The following is a 21,223-nucleotide window of genomic DNA, read 5'->3' on the forward strand; positions in this document are numbered from 1 at the left end:
AGTGATGTTCTTTTTGTTTTAAAAGAGTACAAAAAAACTGGTATTGATTATTCATCAATACCAGAAAGTATAGAACCGTAAAAATACTAATAACGTCCCTTAAATTGCTGTATCAATTGGGCAAGTAGGGTTCGAACCTACAAATTGCGGATTCAGAGTCCGCTGCCTTACCGTTTGGCGATTGCCCATTAACACTTAATGATTAACAATAAAATATTAATAAAAAACAGCAATAAAGTCAAGTAAAAATATGTGAAAAATTTGGTTAATAATGGTATTTAATAATGATTCTTGTGTTATCTTTATTATGGGAGTGATAAAAAAATATTTGTGAGGTGAATATATGGATAACAGCGAGATATTAGTAACTACAACTGAACGTATTCCAGGGAAAGAATACGAGATCATCGGTGAGGTGTTTGGATTAACAACTCAATCGAAGAATGTAGTCAAGAATATTGGTGCTGGCTTGAAGAACATCGTTGGTGGTGAAATCAAAGCCTACACTGAATTACTTTCTGAAGCTCGTGATATAGCGATTGAGCGTTTACGTGATAATGCTGTAAAGATGGGGGCTGATGCCGTAGTAATGATGAGATTCGATTCTGATTCGATAAGTGCCGATATGGAAACAGTTGCTGCTTACGGTACCGCAGTAAAATTTAAGTAAGGTGAGATTATATGTCATTAGAATATAACAAAAGTTCTCTTTCAGCTTGTACAAGCATATTAATAGGTAAAAAGGCCACACTTGATGGGTCAACTATTATCGGAAGAAATGAGGATTCACAGGCCTCATGGCCTAAGCATTTTGTGATTCATGAACATAAAGAGTTCGACGATGACCAAAAGTTTGTTTCTCAAGCTAATGATTTTTCAATGGATCTACCCAAAACTCGCTTTAAATATTCAGCTACTCCTGAATGGACTTTCAAAGAAGGATTATTTGAGGAAGATGGTTTCAACGAATATGGGGTGGGAATGAGTGCTACAGAAAGTGCTTATTCTAACCAACGTGTCTTAGGAGTTGATCCGCTTGACGAAAATGGTATTGGTGAAGAAGCAATGATCACCGTAGTTTTGCCATATGTGAAAACAGCTCGGGAGGGTGTTTTGCTTCTTGGTAAAATCATCGAAGAGCACGGAACATGTGAGACAAACGGCGTGCTTTTCTCCGATAAGGATGAAGTCTGGTATTTTGAAAGTGGTTCGGGTCACTATTGGGTTGCACAACGAATTCCCGACGACAGTTATGCGGTTGTTGCCAATCAATTAGCAATTCAAGAAGTTGACTTTAACGATACAGATAATTTCTTATTTAGAAATGATCTACAAGAATTTGTGAACGATAATAGTTTGAATCCTGATCCAAAGGGCTTTAATTTTAGAAATATTTTTGGAACTCACACCCTTTCAGATGAGATCTATAGTACTCCACGTGTTTGGTGGGGACAGCAACAATTTTCAGGGAAAACTGATGAAAGCCCTGAAAGTGAAGAATTATCATTCGTTAAAAAAGCAAATCGATTATTAAGTGTCGATGATGCTCAAGATTATCTAGCATCACATTACCAAAAGACTGAGTATGATCCATTGAATAATGGCGCCAACAACAAGCGTTATCGTCCAATTAGTTTGGCCAAGACGCAAGAATCACATGTCTTACAGATTCGTCCAGACATGGATCCTGAAGTTGCTTGTGTTCAATGGCTCGCTATGGGTGTAGCTTCACAAAGTATCTATGTTCCATTCTATATGGGAATGACAGATACTCCTAAAGACTACAAGATCGGTGAATTACCATATGATAGCAAGTCAGCTTACTGGACATACAAGTTGGCAGGCGTCTTGTTAGATGATCATTACAAAGAGCTTGGCAAGGATTACCAAGCAAAACAAAAAGATATTAATATCACTCTTCGTAATATGTTACGTGACTTTGATATGAAAGCCTTGAGCAAAGACTCTGAGGAATTACCTGAATTTTTAACTGAAGCATCATTCAAGATGGCAAAGACATCAATGGATGCGTATAAAGAATTAATTGCACAGTTAATTACGGACTCGACTAATTTTTCGCCTCTAAACTTTAAGACAGATATGAATTTATAAATATTTGAACTTTGAAATAAAAATAAGGGGATTATGAAAATGGATGATGGTAATTCGACCAAGAAAACCATTACGTTATTTGGTTTAATAATGATGATTTTCTCGGCGATTTTCGGATTCGCTAACACAACTGTTGCTTATGAACAGATGGGATTAGCAAGTATTATTTGGTATGTATTCGCGGCTGTATTCTTCTTCCTGCCAGCAGGATTTATGATGGCCGAATATGGTTCTGCCTTTAACGAAGCTAAAGGTGGTATCTATTCTTGGATCGAAGGAGCTGTGGGACCAAAAATTGCCTTCACTGGTACATTTATCTGGCTAGCTTCTTGGGAAGTATGGTTGGTTTCCACTTCAACAAAGGTGTGGATCCCACTTTCAACTGCATTCGCAGGTCATGATACAACTCAATCATGGGGTGTGTTGGGACTAAGTGGAACACAAGTTATTGGTATTTTAGGACTATTATGGATCGTTTTTGTCACAGCCTTCTCAAGCATGGGAATGGATAAGATTTCCAAAGTTTCTAACTTTGGTGGTATTATGACAATTGCTCTGAATGGTATTTTCTTCATTTTGAGTTTGATCTTATTATTCACGACAGGATTCCACACAGCTGAACCTATTACAGGTATGAATACATTTATTCATTCAGCTAACCCTGCCTTCGCTTCGCCAATCGGTATGGTTTCATTCGTCGTTTATGCAATCTTCGCATACGGTGGTATGGAATCAATGGGTGCCGTTACTGATAGTATGAAGAACCCTAAGCGTGACTTCCCACGTGGTATTTTGATTTCAGCTGTTGTTATTGCTATTACATACTCATTAACAATTCTTATGTGGGGTATTAGTACTAACTGGAGCCAAATCTTAGGTAAGTCTAATGTTAACTTGGGTAATATTACCTACGTTATGATGAGTAACTTAGGTTATCAATTTGCCGACAGTATTGGTTGGAGTCATGCGGCCGCAATTACGACCGGTCAATGGCTAGCAAGATTTACTGGTTTTGACATGTTTGTCTTGTATATGGGAGCATTCTTTGTTCTAGCATATTCACCATTGAAGTCATTTATTTTAGGTACACCTAAGGACTTCTGGCCTGAAAAAGTTACTAAATTAAATAAACATGGTATGCCAGCTAACGCAATGTGGATTCAAGCCGCAGTCGTTGGTGTTATGGTTGTTTTAATTGCTTTCGGTGGTAGAAATGCTAAGGAACTATATAATGTTTTGACGTTGATGGCTAACGTTTCTACAACTATTCCATATTTATTCTTAGTTGGAGCATATCCATTCTTCAACATAAATGATAAAATTGAAAAACCATATGTCTTCTACAAGAATAGGACAGCGATGTGGACAGTTTCAATCGTCGTCTTCGTTGTTCTTGCTCTAGCAGTCGTCTTTACTTTGGTACAACCAATCATTGAGCATGCATACATGGATGCCTTCTGGACTATCATTGGACCAGTTGTCTTCGGTGTGATTGCGTTGCTTATGTTTAATAGGTATGAACGTAAGGAAAAAGCTAAACAGGCAGAAGATAGTGATTCAGATGCTAATTTAGGATAAAAATTAAGGACAAAACTCGATTTGAGTTTTGTCCTTTTTTTGTGGAAAAATTTGATTTTTATTTAATGGGATGTTTGTCAGTAAGTGCCTTAGTACGTGCATCCAATTCCTTAAGCTTGTCAGCATCATCATGATATTTGATAGCTTCAACGATTATTTTTGCAACTTCAATACAATCGTCTTCATTGAATCCACGTGAAGTAATAGCAGGTGTTCCTAAACGAAGACCTGATGTGTACTTAGGTGGCAATGGATCATTAGGAATGGCTTCCTTGTTAGATGTGATGTGAATGGTATCAAGCAAGTCTTGAACTTCCATACCGTTCATATCTGTACCAGTAAGAACAACGTTCAATAAATGATTATCTGTACCACCAGTTAGAACTGATAGGTCTTCAGAATCATTAATGACCTTTGCCATTGCAGTGGCATTTTTAACTACTTGTTCCATGTAATCCTTAAATTGTGGTTGCAAGTCTTCACCGAAGGCGACGGCTTTAGCAGCGATAACGTGTTCTAGTGGTCCACCTTGTGTTCCAGGGAAAATTGCGGAATTTATCTTTTTGCCAAGTTCTTTTTTGGCAATGATCATACCACCACGAGGACCTCTGAGTGTCTTATGAGTAGTTGTTGTAACAATATCTGCAACGCCAATTGGAGTGGGATGTAAGCCAACGGCAACTAGACCAGCAATATGAGCCATGTCGACCATCAATAGTGCATCCACAGATTCAGCAATTTTTTTGAAGCGTTTGAAGTCAATAATACGACTGTATGCTGAAGCACCAGCAACAATCAACTTAGGTTGAACTTCTTCAGCAATTTTTTGAACATCATCATAATCGATGAATCCATCAGCGTTAACACCATATGAGTGGAATTGATACATCTTACCTGAGAAGTTAACTTTTGAGCCATGAGTCAAATGTCCACCAGCGTTAAGATCCATACCTAGAACTGAGTCACCAGGTTTTAGAACTGCTTGGTAAGCTGCAGCATTGGCTTGTGAACCAGAATGCGGTTGAACATTAACATATTCAGCGTTGAATAATTTTTTGGCACGTTCGATGGCAAGTGTTTCGATTTGATCGATGTATTCACAGCCACCATAATAACGTTTGCCAGGATAACCTTCAGCATACTTGTTAGTTAGAACAGAACCTTGTGCCTTTCTAACATTATCAGAAACAATATTTTCAGAAGCAATCAATTCGATATTACGATTTTGACGATCTTCTTCTTTACCAATTAAATCAAAAATTTCTTTATCACCTGAACTATATTGCATTCAAAGCATCTCCTTAATTGTTATTGACCACACTAGTACCATCGGAGTAATTAATTGTTACTCCACTTTCAATGTTAAAGATATAAACATTGAATGAAACTTGCCCATCTGCATTTCCTTGACTATCAAGTGATTCAGCCATCATCTGAACACCCCGAGCAACTAATTCATCTCCACGATAAATCGGTTTGACGCGATATCGAATGAAATTATTAGGGTTCTGCTTCAAGTAATATGCAATGTCGTTCTCGTGTTTTAACATTTCTGGAGAATTTAATGATCTCGTACCAGTCATCAGATTCTTAGGATTGTTATTTTGACCAGTTAATTGATAACCGATCAAGTGAGAACGATTGTAGAGCCATCCAGTTTTGAGCTTTTTGTTATGCCATCCAGTTGGATTGACATACAAAGGTTCACGCTTTGCAGTTGGCATTAGGCTCTTACTTAGTAAGGCATCGGCTTGAATTGCACGATTTAGATTATCTAAGTTTGCGAAGTCCTGCCAAGCACCATTAGAAATACTTAAATCAGAAGTGGTAAAAGTAGGCTTATTGTTGTTCACATTAATTTCTTGTTGATTCTGGTAATTTTGATAATCTAAATTTGCCAGATCAGTTGATGAATCAGTTTTTGTCTTTTCCTCTTGCCTTGGATTATCTCCAGCCTTTGGAGTATTTCCTTGATAACTCTCATAAACTCCCGATCCACCAGCGATTATCAACAATAATCCCAATGAAACCAGACGATGATGGACACGTTTCTTTGGTTTTGTCATAAATGTGGTAAATAGAACTATGACCCCTAATAGGATCAGTAATAACATATACATAAAATTTCCCCTCAACCCAAAGATTTATAATAAAATCTTCAACTGTAATTTTATCATACAACACTAGCATTTCTTAATCGAAAGACTGCTAAATTAGTAATTCGATGAGCAAATAAAAAAGATTCAATCAAAAGAGATTGAATCTTACATGAAAGTCTTCTTCAGTGCTGCAATTCTGTCATCCAATGGTGGATGAGTATCGAATAGACCTGAAAAATGTTTTTTCTTTTTATTTGGATCGTCAATATATAGTGCGGAGCTAGCGTCATCAACTTTTTTCATTGGTTGTGTACTTGATTTTAGCTTCTCTAAGGCATTTATTAGTCCTTGTGGATTCCGAGTCAGTTCAGCACCAGAAACGTCAGCCAGATACTCACGATTGCGAGAGACAGCTAATTGAACCAAACTGGCAATGAACGGACCAAGTATCATGAAGATGATTCCGATCAGCCAAAGTACAGCACGGACGGCTAACCAGCCACCGTTGTTTGAATCACGATCATCTCTATCGAATGGCAACACAAATCTGTAGGCATTACCAATCAAGTAACTTAAAAAAATAATGGCTGAGGATAGGGCAAGTGAAATTGTCGAGACACGGATATCGTAGTTTTTGACGTGAGATATTTCATGAGCCAAAACACCTTCCAATTCTTCACGATCCATCATCTTATATAGGCCACTAGTAACGGCAACGGCCGCATGTTGTGGATCACGTCCCGTTGCAAAGGCATTGGGACTGTCATCATTGATGATGTAAATATCAGGCAGAGGAATATCAGCCACCATCGACAGATCTTCAACGATATGCCACAGGTCGGGAGCCTCCTCAGCTGAATTTAGTTTTTTGGCACCATTCATCTGCATAACAATACTGGTAGATTGAAAGTAAGTTATCAGTGTATAAATTAGCGCAACAACTAGAGCAATTATGATACCAGCCCAGATGTTGTTCATGAAGAAATCACCAATAAAACTTCCAATCCCAGCAAGGATAATGAAGAAGAATGCAAAAATGAAATAAGTTTTACGCTTATTCTTATCAATTTGCTGGTAAATCATAATTTAACTCCCTAGAATTTAACTTTAGGGGCTTCTTTTTCTGCTTCAGGAATTTGTAAGAAGTCCATTTCTTTAAATCCATGAATTTTTGAAACCATGTTTCTTGGGAAGGTTTGAATTGCCGTGTCATATGCTTGAACTTGACTGTTATATGCTTGACGAGCATAGGCAACTTTGTTTTCTGTATTTGATAATTCTTCCATCAACTTACCAAATTCTTGATTAGCTTTTAAATCAGGATAATTTTCAGCTAAAGCAAAAACTTGTCTCAATACTCCAGTAAGTTGATTGTCGGCGTCAACTTTTTCTTGTAGCGAACCAGCATTAGCAACACTATTTCTAAGTTCGACTACTTTAGAAAGTGTTTCCTTTTCATGAGTGGCATAGCCTTTTACAGTTTCTACCAAATTTGGAATTAAGTCAGTACGACGCTTTAGTTGAACGTCTATTTGTGAACTGAATTCACGGGCACGGTTGCGATACTTAACAAGGCCGTTGTACATGGCTGCGTATGCAATCACTAGTAAAACGATAATAACAACAATAATAATTGTGGTCATAAATTTCTCCTTTTAGCTTTTATTAAATCTAATTCTACCATATCTGCATATAAGAGCCTATAATTCAAGACTATGGACAAATTGGATATTTAGACAATATTGTTATTTGAATAATTTAAAATAATTTATAATTTGTTTGATAAAAGAAATATAATTATAAATTATTCTTAGAGAGATGCAAATATGAAAAATAAAATTAAAGTAGGTTTGATTTCACTGTTATGTTTTATTTTATTAATTCCTACTGTACCTTTGAAACTCATTAGTGCAGATGACACAACTGGTGCCAATCAATCAACTGATACAAGTGAAAATATTAATCAAGACGAATTTGCTAGCAAAGTGGACAGTCTGCTAACACAAAAGGATTTTTCTGGAACTATTTTAGCGGTTAAGGACGGCAAAGTTGTTTATGAAACTAGTCGTGGTTATTCTGATTTTGGCAAAGGTAGAATGAACGTTGATAACACCACTTACGAGATAGATTCAATTCAAAAATCATTGACAGCCGCTATGATCATGAAACAAGTTGAAAAAGGGAAATTAAGTTTAAATGACAAATTACATAAGTTTTATCCAGCAATACCGGGTAGTAAAAAGATAACGATACGTCAGATGCTAGATATGAAGTCAGGATTGGTAATGACTAATCAAATTGGCCCGTCGGCGGTCATGTCCGATGATCATATTCTCAAAAATGATATTAAAAAATTACATTTCTCAGAATTATATTATAATAGATGGTATTATTCTCCGGTTAATTTCAATTTACTCAGTGGAATCTTGGAGAAGACTACGGGCAAGTCATATCGTTATATGTTTACCAAGACTTACATTGATAAGTTGGATTTGAAGCATACTATTTTTGCTTATGACAAGTCGCCACAAATTGAAAAGGCCGCGGGATATAGTAACGTTGATCCACTTTCACCAAAGGCCGACTATCATCGGGCCTTCAAGACTAATAGTTATTTCACATATGATGAATTGGGCACTGGCCAGGTATATATGAGTGCCTTAGATTTATATAAAGCTGAACATTATATTGTTGCAGGAAATCTTTTGTCTAAGAAGTCTAAAGATGAATTATTCAAAGCTGGTAGCAGTAGCTCATACGGCGGCGGTTTCTACAATGGTCACAATAATAAGTTCGCTAATGGTTGGGGCTATGGTTTCCAAACAGTCGCTCATATTTCCGACGATGGTAATAATTCAGTAATTGTATTGGAAAATTATCAAAGATTAGCCGCTGATATTAAGCCAACTGCATCACAAATTTTTAGTATGTTAAATAATAATTAGCTATTTGGTTATGAAACGTGTATTATTAATAGAGCAGGTAGCCTACCTGCACAAGGGTCATCTTACACATTCCAAAGATTTACTGTAAGGTGACTTTCAAGACTTTCTGTCACGGATTGATGGAAGGTCTTTTTTTGTGCATTTTTTTTATTTGGTGTAACTTATTCATGAGGAGGGTTATATCAATGTATAAATTAAATGATGGTCAAATTATCCCTGAAGTTGGTTTTGGAACATATAAATTAAATGGTAGTAAGGGTGCTCAGAGTATCGTGTCAGCTGTTAATAATGGTTATCGGATGCTTGATACCGCATATAATTATGAAAATGAAGGAGCTGTTGGTCATGCGATTGCAAATGTATCCATTCCGCGGACTGAATTGACAGTTACTTCAAAGCTACCTGGTCGTTATTATCATTACGATGACGCAATTGAGAGAATTCAAGAGTCACTATATCGTGCACACTTGGATTATTTTGATTTATATTTGTTGCATTGGCCTAATCCCAAACGTGACATGTATGTCGAGGCCTGGAATGCTTTGATTGATGCTCAGAAGTTTGGGTTAGTTAAATCAATTGGTGTCTGTAATTTCTTACCAGAACACTTGGATCGTTTGGAAAAAGAAACCGGCGTAGTTCCTGTAGTTAACCAAATTGAATTACATCCATACTTCAATCAAAAGGATATGCGCAAGTATGATTCTGAACACAATATTGTGACAATGGATTGGAGCCCACTAGGTCGTGCCAGTGCTGTTTTGAAAGATCCAACTTTGGTTGAATTAGCAAAAAAATATAACAAATCAGTTGGTCAATTAATCTTAAGATGGGAACATCAACTTGATACGCTGCCAATTCCTAAATCTACACATTCAAGCAGACAACTTGATAATATTGATATTTTTGATTTTAAAATTTCTGATGAAGACATGCAAAGAATCAATGGTCTAACCAAGGTTGATGGAAGGGTTAAAAATCAAGATCCTGCTGAATATGAAGAATTTTAGTCTTTAAATATTAGAGAAAATGATTATTATTAATAATTAGTTATTTTAAGAGCAGAGATAATACTCAATTCTGCTCTTTTTGTGTATTAAAATTGTTATCAAAAATTTATAAATAATTATTCAAAAAAAGAATCAGAATATTCATATATTTTTATTGTAGTTTTAAGGTATTGGAACTATATTGTAGGTGTAAACACTTACAGTACGTGTTAATCATAATTCAAGAGGTGGTTCTTATGTATAGAAGTAACGGTAATTATGAAGCATTTGCACATCCAATAAAACCAGAAGGTGTTGACAATAAGTCAGCATATATTGTTGGTTCTGGATTAGCTGGTTTGGCTGCTGCAACATTCCTTGTACGTGATGGTCAAATGAAGGGTGACAAGATTCATGTCCTTGAAGAATTAGGACTTCCTGGTGGAAGTATGGACGGAATTTGGAATGAACAAAAAGGTTATATTATCCGTGGTGGTAGAGAAATGGAACCTCACTTCGAAACACTTTGGGATTTGTTCAGATCAATTCCAACACTTGAGGATCCTAGTGTTTCGATTTTGGATGAATTCTATTGGTTGAATAAAAAAGATCCAAGTTATTCAAGTGGTAGAGCTATCCAAGATCAAGGGAAGGCAATTGAAACACCTGACAAATTGACTTTGACACCTAAGGCAGTTCAAGAATTATTAGATTTAGTTTTAACACCTGAAAAAGACCTAGATGACAAGAGAATTGATGAAGTATTCACAGAAGAATTCTTTAAGTCAAACTTCTGGCTATATTGGTCAACGATGTTTGCCTTTGAACCATGGGCAAGTGCTATGGAAATGAGACGTTATTTGATGAGATTCGTTCACCATATCGATTCATTGCCAAATCTATCATCATTGAGATTTACAAAGTACAATCAATATGAATCATTGATTTTGCCAATCGTTAAGTTCCTAGAAGGCAAAGGAGTTCATTTCGTATACAATACTCATGTTGAGAATATCGAAGTTGATACTTCCAATAACGAAAAAGTCGCTAAGAAGATCGATATGACAACTGATGGCAAAGATACTTCAGTTGATCTAACTGAAAATGATTTGGTCTTCGTAACCAATGGTTCAATCACTGAGAGTACAACTTATGGTGATCAGACACATCCAGCACCAGTAGAACATGAATTGGGTGATAGTTGGAAACTATGGGAGAACTTGGCAAAACAAGATTCTGCATTCGGTCACCCAGACAAGTTCTGTAAGAATATTCCTGATGCTAACTGGGTAATTTCTGGAACTATCACTCTGACAGATGATGAAGCAGTTCCTTATATCGAGAAGATCAGTAAGAAAGATCCACACAGTGGTTCAATCGTAACTAGTGGTCCCGTAAGTATTAAGGATTCTAATTGGTTGTACGGATATTCAATTAGTCGTCAACCACACTTTAAGGCTCAAAAACCTAATGAATTGGTAGTCTGGGTCTATGGATTATTCTCAGACAAACCTGGTAACTTCGTTAATAAGAAGATTACGGAATGTTCTGGTGAAGAACTATGTGAAGAGTGGCTATATCACATTGGTGTTCCTACTGATAAGATTAAAGATATTGCTGAAAATCACGCAAGCACAATTCCAACACATATGCCATATATCACTTCATACTTCATGCCTAGAAAAGTTGGAGATCGTCCATTAGTAGTGCCAGAAGGTTCAAAGAACTTGGCATTCATTGGTAACTTCTCTGAAACAGAACGTGACACAGTCTTCACAACTGAGTATTCAGTACGTACAGCTATGGAAGCTGTTTACACATTGTTAGACGTTGATCGTGGAGTTCCTGAAGTATTTGCTTCAGCCTTTGATACACGTGTATTGATGAAAGCTGTTTATTACTTGAATGATCAAAAAGGTTTGAAAGATGTCAAACTTCCATTCAAGGAGCGTATGGTAGAAAAAGAAGTTCTAGAAAAGATTCACGGAACATATATTGAAGAATTGTTGAAAGAAGCAAAACTTCTATAATTTGAATGTATTTTAACGAAAGCAATCTCAACTGAGGTTGCTTTTTTGTATGGTTTGGGCAAATAACTAATAAAAAGGTTTGGAAGGTCGTAAACTGCAGTTATCAAGATGCGAACTTGACATTCTCGATAAAGCTAGTATAGTTAGAAATTAAAAATTCGAACGTGGAGGTAAACAATATGAAAAAATATACTGTTTCAATGGATAAAAAGAAACATCTGTTTACCGTCGTAGAGAAAAATAACAAAAAAATTTCTGCATGCGGTAAATCGATCGAAGAGGCCGTTAATAAATTAATTAAAAAAAGTGCGTAGGCACTTTGAAAAGATGATGAATGGCAACACCGTTCATCATCTTTTTTATTTAAATGCATTATAATACTAGAATAGTTTGGTTTATATAATTTGATTAGGAGACAAGTAATGAGAACAGCTAGCCGTACATTGCACTTAATGGGAACGATAATACCTATTTGGGTTGAAGCCGATGATCCTGGATCTTTATTGGACGTTGCTGAAACAAAATTGGTGGATTACGAGAAACGTTTCAGTGCTAATGATAATAATTCACATTTGATGCATATCAATCAAAATGCTGGGATTGAACCTGTTAAGGTTGAAGCTGACCTGTTTGAATTGGTAACCATTGGCAAAGAACAAAGCTTAATTCGAAATAGTGCTATGAATATTGCCATAGGTCCATTGATTCAAGAATGGCGTATCGGATTTGATGATGCTAAGTTTCCTAGTCAATCGCGAATCGATGAATTGCTTAAAGTCATCGATCCAGCTGATATTATTTTGAACGAAGCTAATCAAACGGTTTTCTTAAAGCACAAACAAATGTCGATTGATCTGGGTGCAATCGCCAAAGGATATTTTGCCGATAAAATCATCAAGTACTTCAATGAACAAGGTGCCAAGGCGGCTTTTATAAGTTTGGGTGGCAATGTCTTAACTTTTGGTGATGAACCTGAACACAATGATGGCTTGTGGCGAATCGGAGTTCAGAATCCATTTCTGCCACGAGGTAATTTTGTGGCGGCGTTGAAGATTAAGAATCAATCAGTTGTAACATCAGGTATTTATGAGCGTAAGTTTGTCTGGAAAGGGCACACGTATCATCATATTTTTGATAGTAAGACAGGCTATCCTATTAAGACTGATCTGGCTAGTATTACAATAGTTGCTGATAAGTCGATTGATTGTGAAATTTGGACAACACGGCTTTTTAGTAATAATGCATTAGAGGCTATTGAGATACTCAATACTCTTGATGGAATTGATGGAGTGGTAATTACGACCGATGGCCAAATGGCTTATTCAAATGATTTGAAGACAAAAATAACGCCAGTTCAATGATAATCAACTTATCATTGAACTGGCGTCTTTTACTTCGATATCAAATTTTAAATAATGTAAGAAAGAATCAACTAATTCGGTTTCGGCCGCAATTAAAGTTTTGTCGGCTGGATGAGCGATGAAATAATTTAACGAAATTAAATCTAGTGGCAGTTTGTAGATATTAATATCAGCATCGGTATTAGGAATAGGGACGCTTTCGGGCAAGAATGTTACTCCTAAATTATTGGTAGCCAGAGCTACGATAGTAAAAATATTATTGCTTTCCAAAGCCACATCAGGTTGAATCTTGAATTTGTGAATTAGATAGTCGACCTGACGTCTGATTGCGGAACCATGAGTGGTAAGAATAAGTTTCTCTTTAAGTAGTTCTTTGATAGAAATACTTTCTGGTTTTAAAAACGTTTCTCCAGGTTGATAAAGTGTAGATGATTCAGGGATGATAGCATAGTAACCGTGCTTACCTTGATCATAGACGGTCAATCGAGGCGAAATAGTTTCGGGATTTTGACCAATAAAGAAATCTAGATCACCATTAAGAGTTTTCTTTTCATTGATATCAGGAATGGCTTCATGTAGTTCAATCTTCACGTTGGGATGTGATTTAAGATATGTGGGCAAAAATAATGGCAACAAATATGTTCCCAAACTAGAAAGTACGCCAATACGAATGATTGTATGTTCAGTGGATGCGTATTGTGAAATACGTTTTCGGAAGTTATCTTGTTCAACTTCCATGGAATTCAAATATTGGTAATAAATTCGGCCAGCCTCAGTTAGTTGCAACGGGGTATCATGTCGATTAATAATTTCGATGTCGAGTTCTTTCTCGGCTTTTTTTATTGTCTGAGTTAAGTAAGGTTGAGAAATATACAGACTTTTTGCGGCTTTGGTATAGTTCCCATATTTGAGTAAAGTATCCAGATATTGCAGCATATTTGGTGAATCGATCAAAGGCATTATCAACACTCCAGTCTTAGTTAATTTCATTATAACAAATTTGTTATAGATTAATAATTAAATAAATATTTCACAAGAATAACTTTATAATCTACACTTTGAATTAAGGAATTCTTCAAAGGTACAAAAAGGAATCCAATTTTTTTGAAATTATTTGTGAAATAAAGAACAAATAATGAAAGGGGCACCAATATGAAATTCATCGGCATCGTTGGTACTAATGCTACCAAGTCAACTAACCGTAAATTGCTACAATTTATGCAAAAGCATTTCTCGAAAAAAGCAGAAATTGAGATTTGTGAGATTAAAGGTCTACCAGCTTTTAATCAACCAGAAAATCGCATTGCTCCAGAAGAAATTCAAGCATTATCAGATAAAGTTGAATCCGCAGATGGTGTAATTATTGCCACTCCAGAATATGATCATACAGTTCCGGCACCATTGAAGAGTGTTTTGGAATGGTTATCTTACACATCTCGCCCATTCATAGATAAGCCAGTAATGATTGTTGGAGCTTCATATGGAGCTTTGGGATCATCACGTGCCCAAGGACATTTGCGACAAATTCTTGATGCTCCAGAATTAAAAGCTCGTGTTATGCCAAGTGAAGAATTTTTGTTAGGACATTCACTGCAAGCTTTTGATGATAATGGTGATTTAGTTTATGCAGACAAAGTTACTGAATTGGAAGAATGTTTTGATCAATTCTTATTATTTGTAGATATCACCGATCAATTAATCAAGAATCACAGTTTCCAAACAGAAAAAAACAAGAATTTTAGTTGGGAAAAAGTAAGTGAAGGAGGCAACAACTAATGAAATTTATCGGAATCGTCGGAACAAACGCTGCAAAATCATATAATCGCATGTTGTTGCAATTCATGAAGAAGCATTTCAGTGATAAGGCCGAGATAGAGATTCTTGAATTGACTGATGTACCAATGTTTGACGAATCGGACGATCAATCAGACAGTGATATTATTCAAATGTTTAACACTAAGATCAGTGATGCTGATGGGGTTATCATCGCCACGCCTGAACATAATCATTCAGTTCCATCAGCTTTGAACAGTATTCTCGAGTGGATGTCATTCAACCTGCATCCGTTCGATGGCAAGCCAGTTATGATTGTTGGAGCTTCATTACATCCACAAGGTTCGTCACGTGCTCAGCTTCATTTGAGACAAATTCTTGATGCTCCAGGTGTCAATGCGACAGTCATGCCCGGTTCAGAATTTCTATTAGGACAAGCACAAAAAGCCTTCGATGATAATGGTGATTTGAAGTCCGAAGGGACAGTTGATTTCTTGGAGAGCTGTTTTACTAAGTTCCAGCGTTTCACAGAGATTGCCAATCTATTGAATGTTCCTGAAGATTTGAACTTCAAACCAGGTACATTCGAAGTTACTGCGAAGGGTCACAATGGTGATCTGCCAATGTCCGTCACCTTATCAAAAGACCGTATTGAAGATATCGACATTGACACTTCAACTGAAACAAAAGGTATCGCCGATGTTGTCTTTACCAGAATTCCGCAAGAAATTGTTAAAGGTCAGACTTTAAATGTTGATGTTATTTCCGGAGCCTCGATCACTAGCCATGGGGTCATCGATGGGGTTGCAAGAGCTGTTAAAATGGCCGGCGGTAATCCAGAAATTTTGAAGAAACGTCCAAAGGCTTCAAATATCGTTCAAAAAGATGAAGAGTATACGACAGATGTGGTTGTTGTCGGTGCCGGTGGTGCTGGATTAACAGCGGCTGCCAAGGTTCTGGATGAAGGCAAGAATGTTATTGTTGCCGAAAAATTCCCATCACCGGGTGGTAATACAGTTCGTGCTGGTGGTCCAATGAATGCTGCTGATCCTGAATGGCAAAATAAATTTGATGCTATTCCTGGAGAAGCACATCGTCTTAAGGAAATTAAGGATATGAAGCTGGATGATATTGATCCTGAATATCGTGACGACTTCAAAAAATTACAAAAACAAATCGGTGATTATCTTGATAGTGATGGCAAATATTTGTTTGACTCCAAGTTGTTATTCCGCATTCAAACCTACTTAGGTGGTAAGAGAACCGACCTTCAAGGTAATGAAATTCATGGACAATATGACTTAGTAAAAATTTTGACGGATCATGCATTAGAATCAGTTAAGTGGCTTGAAAAAGTTGGCGTGTCATTTGATAAGAATGAAGTAACTATGCCAGTTGGTGCCTTATGGCGTCGTGGACACAAACCTATGGGTCCGGAAGGATTTGCCTATATCCAAGCATTACAAAAGTATATTGAAGATAATGGTGCCAAATTGATGACTGAAACTCCTGTTAAAGAATTGATCATCGAAGATGGCAAGATCTATGGTGTTATTGCTCGTGGAGCTAACGGACAGAAAATTACTATCCATGCAGAATCAGTTGTTCTAGCTTCAGGTGGCTATGGTGCCAATACGAAGATGTTGAAGAAATACAACACTTATTGGACTGAGATTGATGATGATATTCAAACTTCCAATTCACCGGCTATTACAGGTGATGGTATCAAATTGGGCTTGAGTGCTGGAGCCGACTTAGTCGGCATGGGCTTCTCACAAATGATGCCAGTTTCTGATCCAGATACAGGTGAACTGTTCACTGGATTACAAGTTCCACCAGCAAACTTTATTATGGTAAATCAACAAGGCAAACGTTTTGTTAATGAATATGGTAGTCGTGATCAATTAACTCAAGCAGCTATTGATAATGGCAGTTTGTTCTACTTAATTGCGGATGATGAAATTAAGAAGACGGCATATAACACATCTCAAGAAAAACTTGATGCTCAAGTTAAAGCAGGAACACTGTTCCGTGACGATACACTTGAAGGGTTAGCAAAACAATTGAAGATAGATCCAGAGGTATTAGTGGATACTATCAAGAAATATAATTCATATGTTGATGCTGGAAGTGATCCGGAGTTTGGTAAAGATGTATTTGATTTGAAAGTTGTCAAAGCACCATTCTATGCCACACCAAGAAAACCAGCTGTTCATCATACAATGGGTGGTTTGAAGATCGATACAGGTACGCATGTATTGAACAAAGATGGCGAGATCATCGATGGATTATATGCCGCAGGTGAAGTTGCCGGAGGATTACATGCTGGTAATCGTCTAGGCGGTAATTCGTTAGCAGATATCTTCACGTTTGGTCGTATTGCTGGAGAGAATTCGGTTGAGGATAAAGTATTAGATTAGAGAGTGGAGGAAAACGGGAAATTTTGAGCATAGCTTTGAGCATAGCATAGGTAAGTGAACGATGTGGTTTGTGCATTTTTTACATACCGTAGCTAAGCGGAGAAATTTGTTTTCCGCAACTCGTTTTAATAGAGAGTGGAACAAAACGGTTAGCTTCTGAGCATTACCTAGATTAATGATGGTGCCAACGAAGTTGGTGCAATTATTAATCGTAGTAAGCGCAGGAAGGTGTTTTGTGCAACTCGTTTAGAGAGTGGAGAAAATTGAATAGGGGTGAACTACAATGACTAAAAAAATTAATCGTTGGCAAGTGTTAGTCGCATCAACTGCAATTTTACTTTGTACCGGAGCTGTATATGCTTTTAGTGTTTTCGCTGGACCATTGAGTGCCAGCAAAGGCTGGAGCATGCCAGAAATTATGTTAGCTTTTACCATCAATTCTGCAATCAGTCCAATTCCGATGATTTTAGGTGGATTTTTGACTGATAAGCATTTGGCAAAATGGACCGTTGTTGTCGGTGGATTGATGTTCGGATTAGGTTTCTTCTTAACTGGATTAGTTACAAGTCCAAGTATGTTGTATCTAACATATGGTTTGATCGGTGGACTTGGTCAGGGATTAGCATATTCAGGTTGTTTAAGTAATACTATTAAATTGTTCCCAGATAGAAAGGGACTTGCTTCAGGTATCATCACTGCCGGAATGGGTGGAGCTGCTATCATCGCCGCACCTATTGCCAATAGTTTCATTCAAAGTCATGATGCATTGTACGCATTTCGTATGTTGGGAATTGCCTATATGGTCATCGTTGCCATTGCTAGTTTCTTCATCAAAGAAGCACCCGCTGATTTCAAACCTGCAGGCTGGAATCCTCCAGAAAGACATGGAAAAGGTCTTCCTAACAAGAATTGGATTGCTATGTTAAAGACACCATATTTCTATTTGATTTTCTTAATGCTATTTACAGGTGCCTTTTCAGGACTAATGATTGCATCTAATGCCGCTGTTATTGGACAACAGATGTTCAAACTTTCAGCAGGCACAGCCGCACTCTATGTAAGTCTTTATTCATTAAGTAATTGTGCTGGACGTGTTGTTTGGGGAACAGTTTCTGACAAATTCGGTCGTAACAATGCTTTAAATATTATTCTTGGAGTTATTGTGCTAGCATTTATCGTCTTAGTTACGATGTCATCACAAGCGGGATTTGCAATTGGAATCATTGTTTTAGGACTTTGTTTCGGTGGTGTAATGGGAGTCTTCCCACCACTTGTAATGGAAAATTATGGACCAGTTAACCAAGGTGTTAACTATGGCATTATCTTCTGTGGATACTCTGGTGCCGCCTTCTTCGGACCCAAGGTTGCAGCTAATATGGCCGCAGCTAACGGTGGAGATTTCTCTAAAGCATTCTATGTAGCAATTGTTGTTGCATTAATGGGATTAGTATTTAATCTAGTTTATATGCAATTGAAGAAGAGAGAATCTGTCGAAGTTGTTACTGGATAATTAAAATAATAATAGTTTCTGAAACTGCTTATGTACTAGATATAAGCAGTTTTTTTGTTACACTTAAATCACGGCAAGTTACCTGGATAAGAGCTATGTAGAATAAATTTTAATTATGGGGGATGAAGTATGTTTTTATTATTTTTGTTATTGACGCTTGAGTTTACAGCGTTGTCATTTGTTCCATTTGTGTATGCATTGATCGAGAATCACAGTTCTAACTTACGAGTTCAATTTCACGTGGGTGTACAGATATTATTATTTTTAGTTTCATTATTTTTTATTTATTTTATGGGACCAGATCAAACTTGGAAGGTTGTCCTTGAGGTAAACCTGTTAACATTAGCAATATCTTCAGCGATTCACGGAGCCATTTTAGCAATCTCAAAGCGTGAATTACATAAAATTGAAGGCAAATTTTTGTTAACAGCTATTGGATCCATGTTGGCACTAGGACTTTTGATAGTTGTTATTATTGCCGCAGGTTATGCGACGACTAAGTCAGTTGCCAAAATTACTGATGTCACTGAGAACTCAACGACAAAAAATGCTCCGATGCCCCTTATTAATTCAAAAAGTAAAGAAGTACCAGTCGTTAATTCATATAAGACGGTTCGTAATCAAATGCAAAATTCATTATCGAACGTTCCGGATTCAAATGTTTATTCGTTGAATCATGCTAGAGTTCAGTTTTATCACAACAAGTTAGTTTATGTTTCGCCACTGGATTTTGATGGCTCATTCTTTAGATATAATCATTACAAAAAGGTTCCTGGTTATTTTATTGTTGACGCAACTTCCAAAAATGCTAAGCCAAAGTTCATTCGTAAGAGTATGAGATATACTCCTTCAGCGTACTTTGGTCATGATGCTGGGCGTAAAATATATGCTTCAATCGTTGGCCGTGGTCTGGTGATCTCTGGAAGTGCTCCACAACTTGAAATCAATGAGTCTGGACATCCATATTATGTGCAAACGTTGTACAAACAATATGGGTTATCGAATCGTAAAAATTATCGAAAAATTTATGTAGCCGTTTTAGATTCAGTAACTGGTAAGGTAAACATTTATAAGCAAGGAGATCAACCAAAATGGGTCGATGTTACCTTTGATCCAAATATTGCGAGTGATAAAATTTATTCTTATGCTACTGAACGTAATGGTTGGTGGAATGCCCATGGATTCGGTGGTTCGCGTCTAGGAGTAATGAAGTCGGTTGATAACGTTGGTACTGAAGGTAAAGAGGATGTTTTTACTCCGATTGCCTACAAAAATGATATTTATTACTTTACATCAATGACAAGTAATAATAAGAAACAAACTTCGGTATTGGGATATATGTACGTTAATGCCAAGACTGGTAAAACTTATTACTATCGTGAAGAAGCCGATGCTATGACACCTAATCGTGCCGATAGTTTGGCTGAGAATAGAATGAAACAAACGCAATGGAAGGCCAATATGCCATTGCTGTATCGAATTGATGGTAAGCCAACTTGGGTTGTTTCGATGATCGATGATAATGGTGCCTTCATGTCATATGTTTATTTGTTAGCAAATGGTAATGGTACTCAAGATACTGTTGCTGTTGGGACCGATGCCAAGTCGACATTACAAAAATATCGTAACTTGTTTAACTCTGACCTAGGTACGGCAAGTTCATCACATTCAGGTAAGAAACAGAAGTTTAATGGAACTATTAAACGTGTTGTTAAAGTTAATAATAATGAAGTTGCTTTTTTGATGAATAATAATGCGAATGTCTTCTATGCTTCGATAACAGATTATCCTCGGAACATGTTTATTCAAAATGGGGATGAAGTTAGTTTTACCGGCTATAAAGATGGTAAGACGGTTGTCGTCGTCAAAGATATTAGTAATAAGAGTTTGGATTGAAATTAATAGTAATTAATGTATTGACAGAACAGCATATTAACAGGTAAAATGTTATTTGTTGTTTGATTGCCCGTTGGTCAAATGGTTTAAGACGCCACCCTCTCAAGGTGGAGTTATGGGTTCGATTCCCATACGGGTGATAATTGAGTTTTACAGATTGTCATGGGTCGTCAAAGCCCTTGATAAATCAACGTTTTATAAATTGAGTTCTTCACTGGTTATCACTTATTTACAATAAAGCGGAGCCACGACGGAGCCACGAAAAAACATTTAAGTTTGTACGGCGCTTGAACATCGACTTGATCGGTGTTCTTTTTTTGTGCATAAAAAAAAGTCTGGCATCTCTACCAGACTAGAAAATTAAATATTGTGTAGCATTAAGGAGTGCTACTGCTAAACGAAAGAATTTCTTACCAACAAGAAAAAACTCACTGTATTGCAAAACTTCGATAAAACGAGACCTACAAAGCTTGAATCATTTTATTTGATAGATATTTCTTATATCTACCA

Annotated in this window: 17 protein-coding genes and 2 tRNA genes; 13 read left to right on the top strand and 6 right to left on the bottom strand. The window is 36.8% G+C overall.

The features are described from left to right. Positions 1-116 precede the first annotated feature (116 nt). A tRNA-Gln gene (locus EKM68_RS07400) sits at positions 117-188 on the bottom strand. Positions 189-343: 155 nt separating this feature from the next. Here EKM68_RS07400 and EKM68_RS07405 point away from each other — a divergent pair. From EKM68_RS07405 to yjeM, 3 genes are read left to right on the top strand one after another with little or no spacing between them, the layout of a single operon-like run. Further along, on the top strand, positions 344-670 hold the full coding sequence (locus EKM68_RS07405; protein ID WP_125589366.1) for a heavy metal-binding domain-containing protein: 327 nt from the start codon (positions 344-346) through the stop codon (positions 668-670). An 11-nt stretch (positions 671-681) separates the two neighbouring features. Beyond that, positions 682-2,112 carry a C69 family dipeptidase gene (locus tag EKM68_RS07410; protein ID WP_125589368.1) on the top strand — a complete coding sequence of 477 codons (1,431 nt, stop codon included), beginning with the start codon at positions 682-684 and terminating at the stop codon, positions 2,110-2,112. Between the two features lie 39 nt (positions 2,113-2,151). Next, the gene (gene yjeM, locus EKM68_RS07415) at positions 2,152-3,690 is read left to right on the top strand and encodes a glutamate/gamma-aminobutyrate family transporter YjeM (protein WP_125589370.1); all 1,539 of its coding nucleotides are present in this window, start codon (positions 2,152-2,154) and stop codon (positions 3,688-3,690) included. 58 nt (positions 3,691-3,748) lie between these two features. Here yjeM and glyA read toward each other — a convergent pair whose 3' ends face one another. From glyA to EKM68_RS07435, 4 genes are all read right to left on the bottom strand, one after another. Beyond that, positions 3,749-4,978, bottom strand: coding sequence for a serine hydroxymethyltransferase (gene glyA / locus EKM68_RS07420; RefSeq protein ID WP_125589372.1), 1,230 nt, complete (start codon positions 4,976-4,978; stop codon positions 3,749-3,751). 13 nt (positions 4,979-4,991) lie between these two features. Beyond that, a complete protein-coding gene (locus EKM68_RS07425; protein WP_125589374.1) occupies positions 4,992-5,810 on the bottom strand; it encodes a DNA/RNA non-specific endonuclease in 819 nt (272 codons plus the stop codon). A 144-nt stretch (positions 5,811-5,954) separates the two neighbouring features. Further along, entirely contained in the window at positions 5,955-6,872 is a 918-nt protein-coding gene (gene htpX / locus EKM68_RS07430; protein ID WP_125589376.1) for a zinc metalloprotease HtpX, read from the bottom strand. A gap of 11 nt (positions 6,873-6,883) precedes the next feature. Next, the gene (locus EKM68_RS07435; RefSeq protein ID WP_125589378.1) at positions 6,884-7,432 is read right to left on the bottom strand and encodes a LemA family protein; all 549 of its coding nucleotides are present in this window, start codon (positions 7,430-7,432) and stop codon (positions 6,884-6,886) included. Positions 7,433-7,615: 183 nt separating this feature from the next. Between EKM68_RS07435 and EKM68_RS07440 the strand changes: the two genes are divergently transcribed. The 5 genes from EKM68_RS07440 to EKM68_RS07455 all read left to right on the top strand — a co-directional run bounded on the left by EKM68_RS07440 (position 7,616) and on the right by EKM68_RS07455 (position 13,114). Next, positions 7,616-8,734: a serine hydrolase domain-containing protein gene (locus EKM68_RS07440; RefSeq protein WP_125589380.1), complete on the top strand. Its 1,119-nt coding sequence runs from the start codon at positions 7,616-7,618 to the stop codon at positions 8,732-8,734. Between the two features lie 185 nt (positions 8,735-8,919). After that, positions 8,920-9,744, top strand: a complete 825-nt coding sequence (locus EKM68_RS07445; protein ID WP_225422980.1) for an aldo/keto reductase — start codon at positions 8,920-8,922, stop codon at positions 9,742-9,744. A gap of 236 nt (positions 9,745-9,980) precedes the next feature. After that, the gene (locus EKM68_RS07450; RefSeq protein WP_125589382.1) at positions 9,981-11,753 is read left to right on the top strand and encodes an oleate hydratase; all 1,773 of its coding nucleotides are present in this window, start codon (positions 9,981-9,983) and stop codon (positions 11,751-11,753) included. A 164-nt stretch (positions 11,754-11,917) separates the two neighbouring features. Further along, positions 11,918-12,067: a DUF5945 family protein gene (locus EKM68_RS13695; RefSeq protein WP_225422981.1), complete on the top strand. Its 150-nt coding sequence runs from the start codon at positions 11,918-11,920 to the stop codon at positions 12,065-12,067. 108 nt (positions 12,068-12,175) lie between these two features. Continuing rightward, entirely contained in the window at positions 12,176-13,114 is a 939-nt protein-coding gene (locus tag EKM68_RS07455; RefSeq protein ID WP_125589384.1) for an FAD:protein FMN transferase, read from the top strand. A gap of 3 nt (positions 13,115-13,117) precedes the next feature. On the opposite strand, the gene EKM68_RS07460 is transcribed toward EKM68_RS07455, so the two are convergent. Then, positions 13,118-14,074, bottom strand: a complete 957-nt coding sequence (locus EKM68_RS07460; protein WP_125589546.1) for a LysR family transcriptional regulator — start codon at positions 14,072-14,074, stop codon at positions 13,118-13,120. 192 nt (positions 14,075-14,266) lie between these two features. Here EKM68_RS07460 and EKM68_RS07465 point away from each other — a divergent pair, with 192 nt between their 5' ends. The 5 genes from EKM68_RS07465 (at position 14,267) to EKM68_RS07485 (ending at position 20,853) form a co-directional block, all read left to right on the top strand. After that, complete coding sequence (locus tag EKM68_RS07465; protein WP_125589386.1) at positions 14,267-14,890, top strand: NADPH-dependent FMN reductase; 624 nt, start codon at positions 14,267-14,269, stop codon at positions 14,888-14,890. Then, positions 14,890-17,307, top strand: coding sequence for a flavocytochrome c (locus EKM68_RS07470; protein WP_125589388.1), 2,418 nt, complete (start codon positions 14,890-14,892; stop codon positions 17,305-17,307). The genes EKM68_RS07465 and EKM68_RS07470 overlap by 1 nt, the downstream gene beginning before the upstream one ends. Positions 17,308-17,590: 283 nt before the next feature. Then, positions 17,591-18,817: an L-lactate MFS transporter gene (locus EKM68_RS07475; RefSeq protein WP_125589390.1), complete on the top strand. Its 1,227-nt coding sequence runs from the start codon at positions 17,591-17,593 to the stop codon at positions 18,815-18,817. 129 nt (positions 18,818-18,946) lie between these two features. After that, a complete protein-coding gene (locus tag EKM68_RS07480; RefSeq protein WP_125589392.1) occupies positions 18,947-20,713 on the top strand; it encodes a hypothetical protein in 1,767 nt (588 codons plus the stop codon). Positions 20,714-20,780: 67 nt separating this feature from the next. Further along, positions 20,781-20,853, top strand: a tRNA-Glu gene (locus EKM68_RS07485). The last annotated feature ends 370 nt before the right edge of the window (positions 20,854-21,223 follow it).

Origin of the sequence: Companilactobacillus jidongensis (assembly GCF_003946575.1) — a bacterium.
Lineage (GTDB): Bacteria > Bacillota > Bacilli > Lactobacillales > Lactobacillaceae > Companilactobacillus > Companilactobacillus jidongensis.

Excerpts from the sequence above, each read along its gene's own strand:
- EKM68_RS07405 (WP_125589366.1), top strand. The coding sequence starts at position 344 with ATGGATAACAGCGAGATATTAGTAACTACAACTGAACGTATTCCAGGG.
- EKM68_RS07410 (WP_125589368.1), top strand. The coding sequence starts at position 682 with ATGTCATTAGAATATAACAAAAGTTCTCTTTCAGCTTGTACAAGCATA.
- yjeM (WP_125589370.1), top strand. The coding sequence starts at position 2,152 with ATGGATGATGGTAATTCGACCAAGAAAACCATTACGTTATTTGGTTTA.
- glyA (WP_125589372.1), bottom strand. The coding sequence starts at position 4,978 with ATGCAATATAGTTCAGGTGATAAAGAAATTTTTGATTTAATTGGTAAA.
- EKM68_RS07425 (WP_125589374.1), bottom strand. The coding sequence starts at position 5,810 with ATGTATATGTTATTACTGATCCTATTAGGGGTCATAGTTCTATTTACC.
- htpX (WP_125589376.1), bottom strand. The coding sequence starts at position 6,872 with ATGATTTACCAGCAAATTGATAAGAATAAGCGTAAAACTTATTTCATT.
- EKM68_RS07435 (WP_125589378.1), bottom strand. The coding sequence starts at position 7,432 with ATGACCACAATTATTATTGTTGTTATTATCGTTTTACTAGTGATTGCA.
- EKM68_RS07440 (WP_125589380.1), top strand. The coding sequence starts at position 7,616 with ATGAAAAATAAAATTAAAGTAGGTTTGATTTCACTGTTATGTTTTATT.
- EKM68_RS07445 (WP_225422980.1), top strand. The coding sequence starts at position 8,920 with ATGTATAAATTAAATGATGGTCAAATTATCCCTGAAGTTGGTTTTGGA.
- EKM68_RS07450 (WP_125589382.1), top strand. The coding sequence starts at position 9,981 with ATGTATAGAAGTAACGGTAATTATGAAGCATTTGCACATCCAATAAAA.
- EKM68_RS07455 (WP_125589384.1), top strand. The coding sequence starts at position 12,176 with ATGAGAACAGCTAGCCGTACATTGCACTTAATGGGAACGATAATACCT.
- EKM68_RS07460 (WP_125589546.1), bottom strand. The coding sequence starts at position 14,074 with ATGCCTTTGATCGATTCACCAAATATGCTGCAATATCTGGATACTTTA.
- EKM68_RS07465 (WP_125589386.1), top strand. The coding sequence starts at position 14,267 with ATGAAATTCATCGGCATCGTTGGTACTAATGCTACCAAGTCAACTAAC.
- EKM68_RS07470 (WP_125589388.1), top strand. The coding sequence starts at position 14,890 with ATGAAATTTATCGGAATCGTCGGAACAAACGCTGCAAAATCATATAAT.
- EKM68_RS07475 (WP_125589390.1), top strand. The coding sequence starts at position 17,591 with ATGACTAAAAAAATTAATCGTTGGCAAGTGTTAGTCGCATCAACTGCA.
- EKM68_RS07480 (WP_125589392.1), top strand. The coding sequence starts at position 18,947 with ATGTTTTTATTATTTTTGTTATTGACGCTTGAGTTTACAGCGTTGTCA.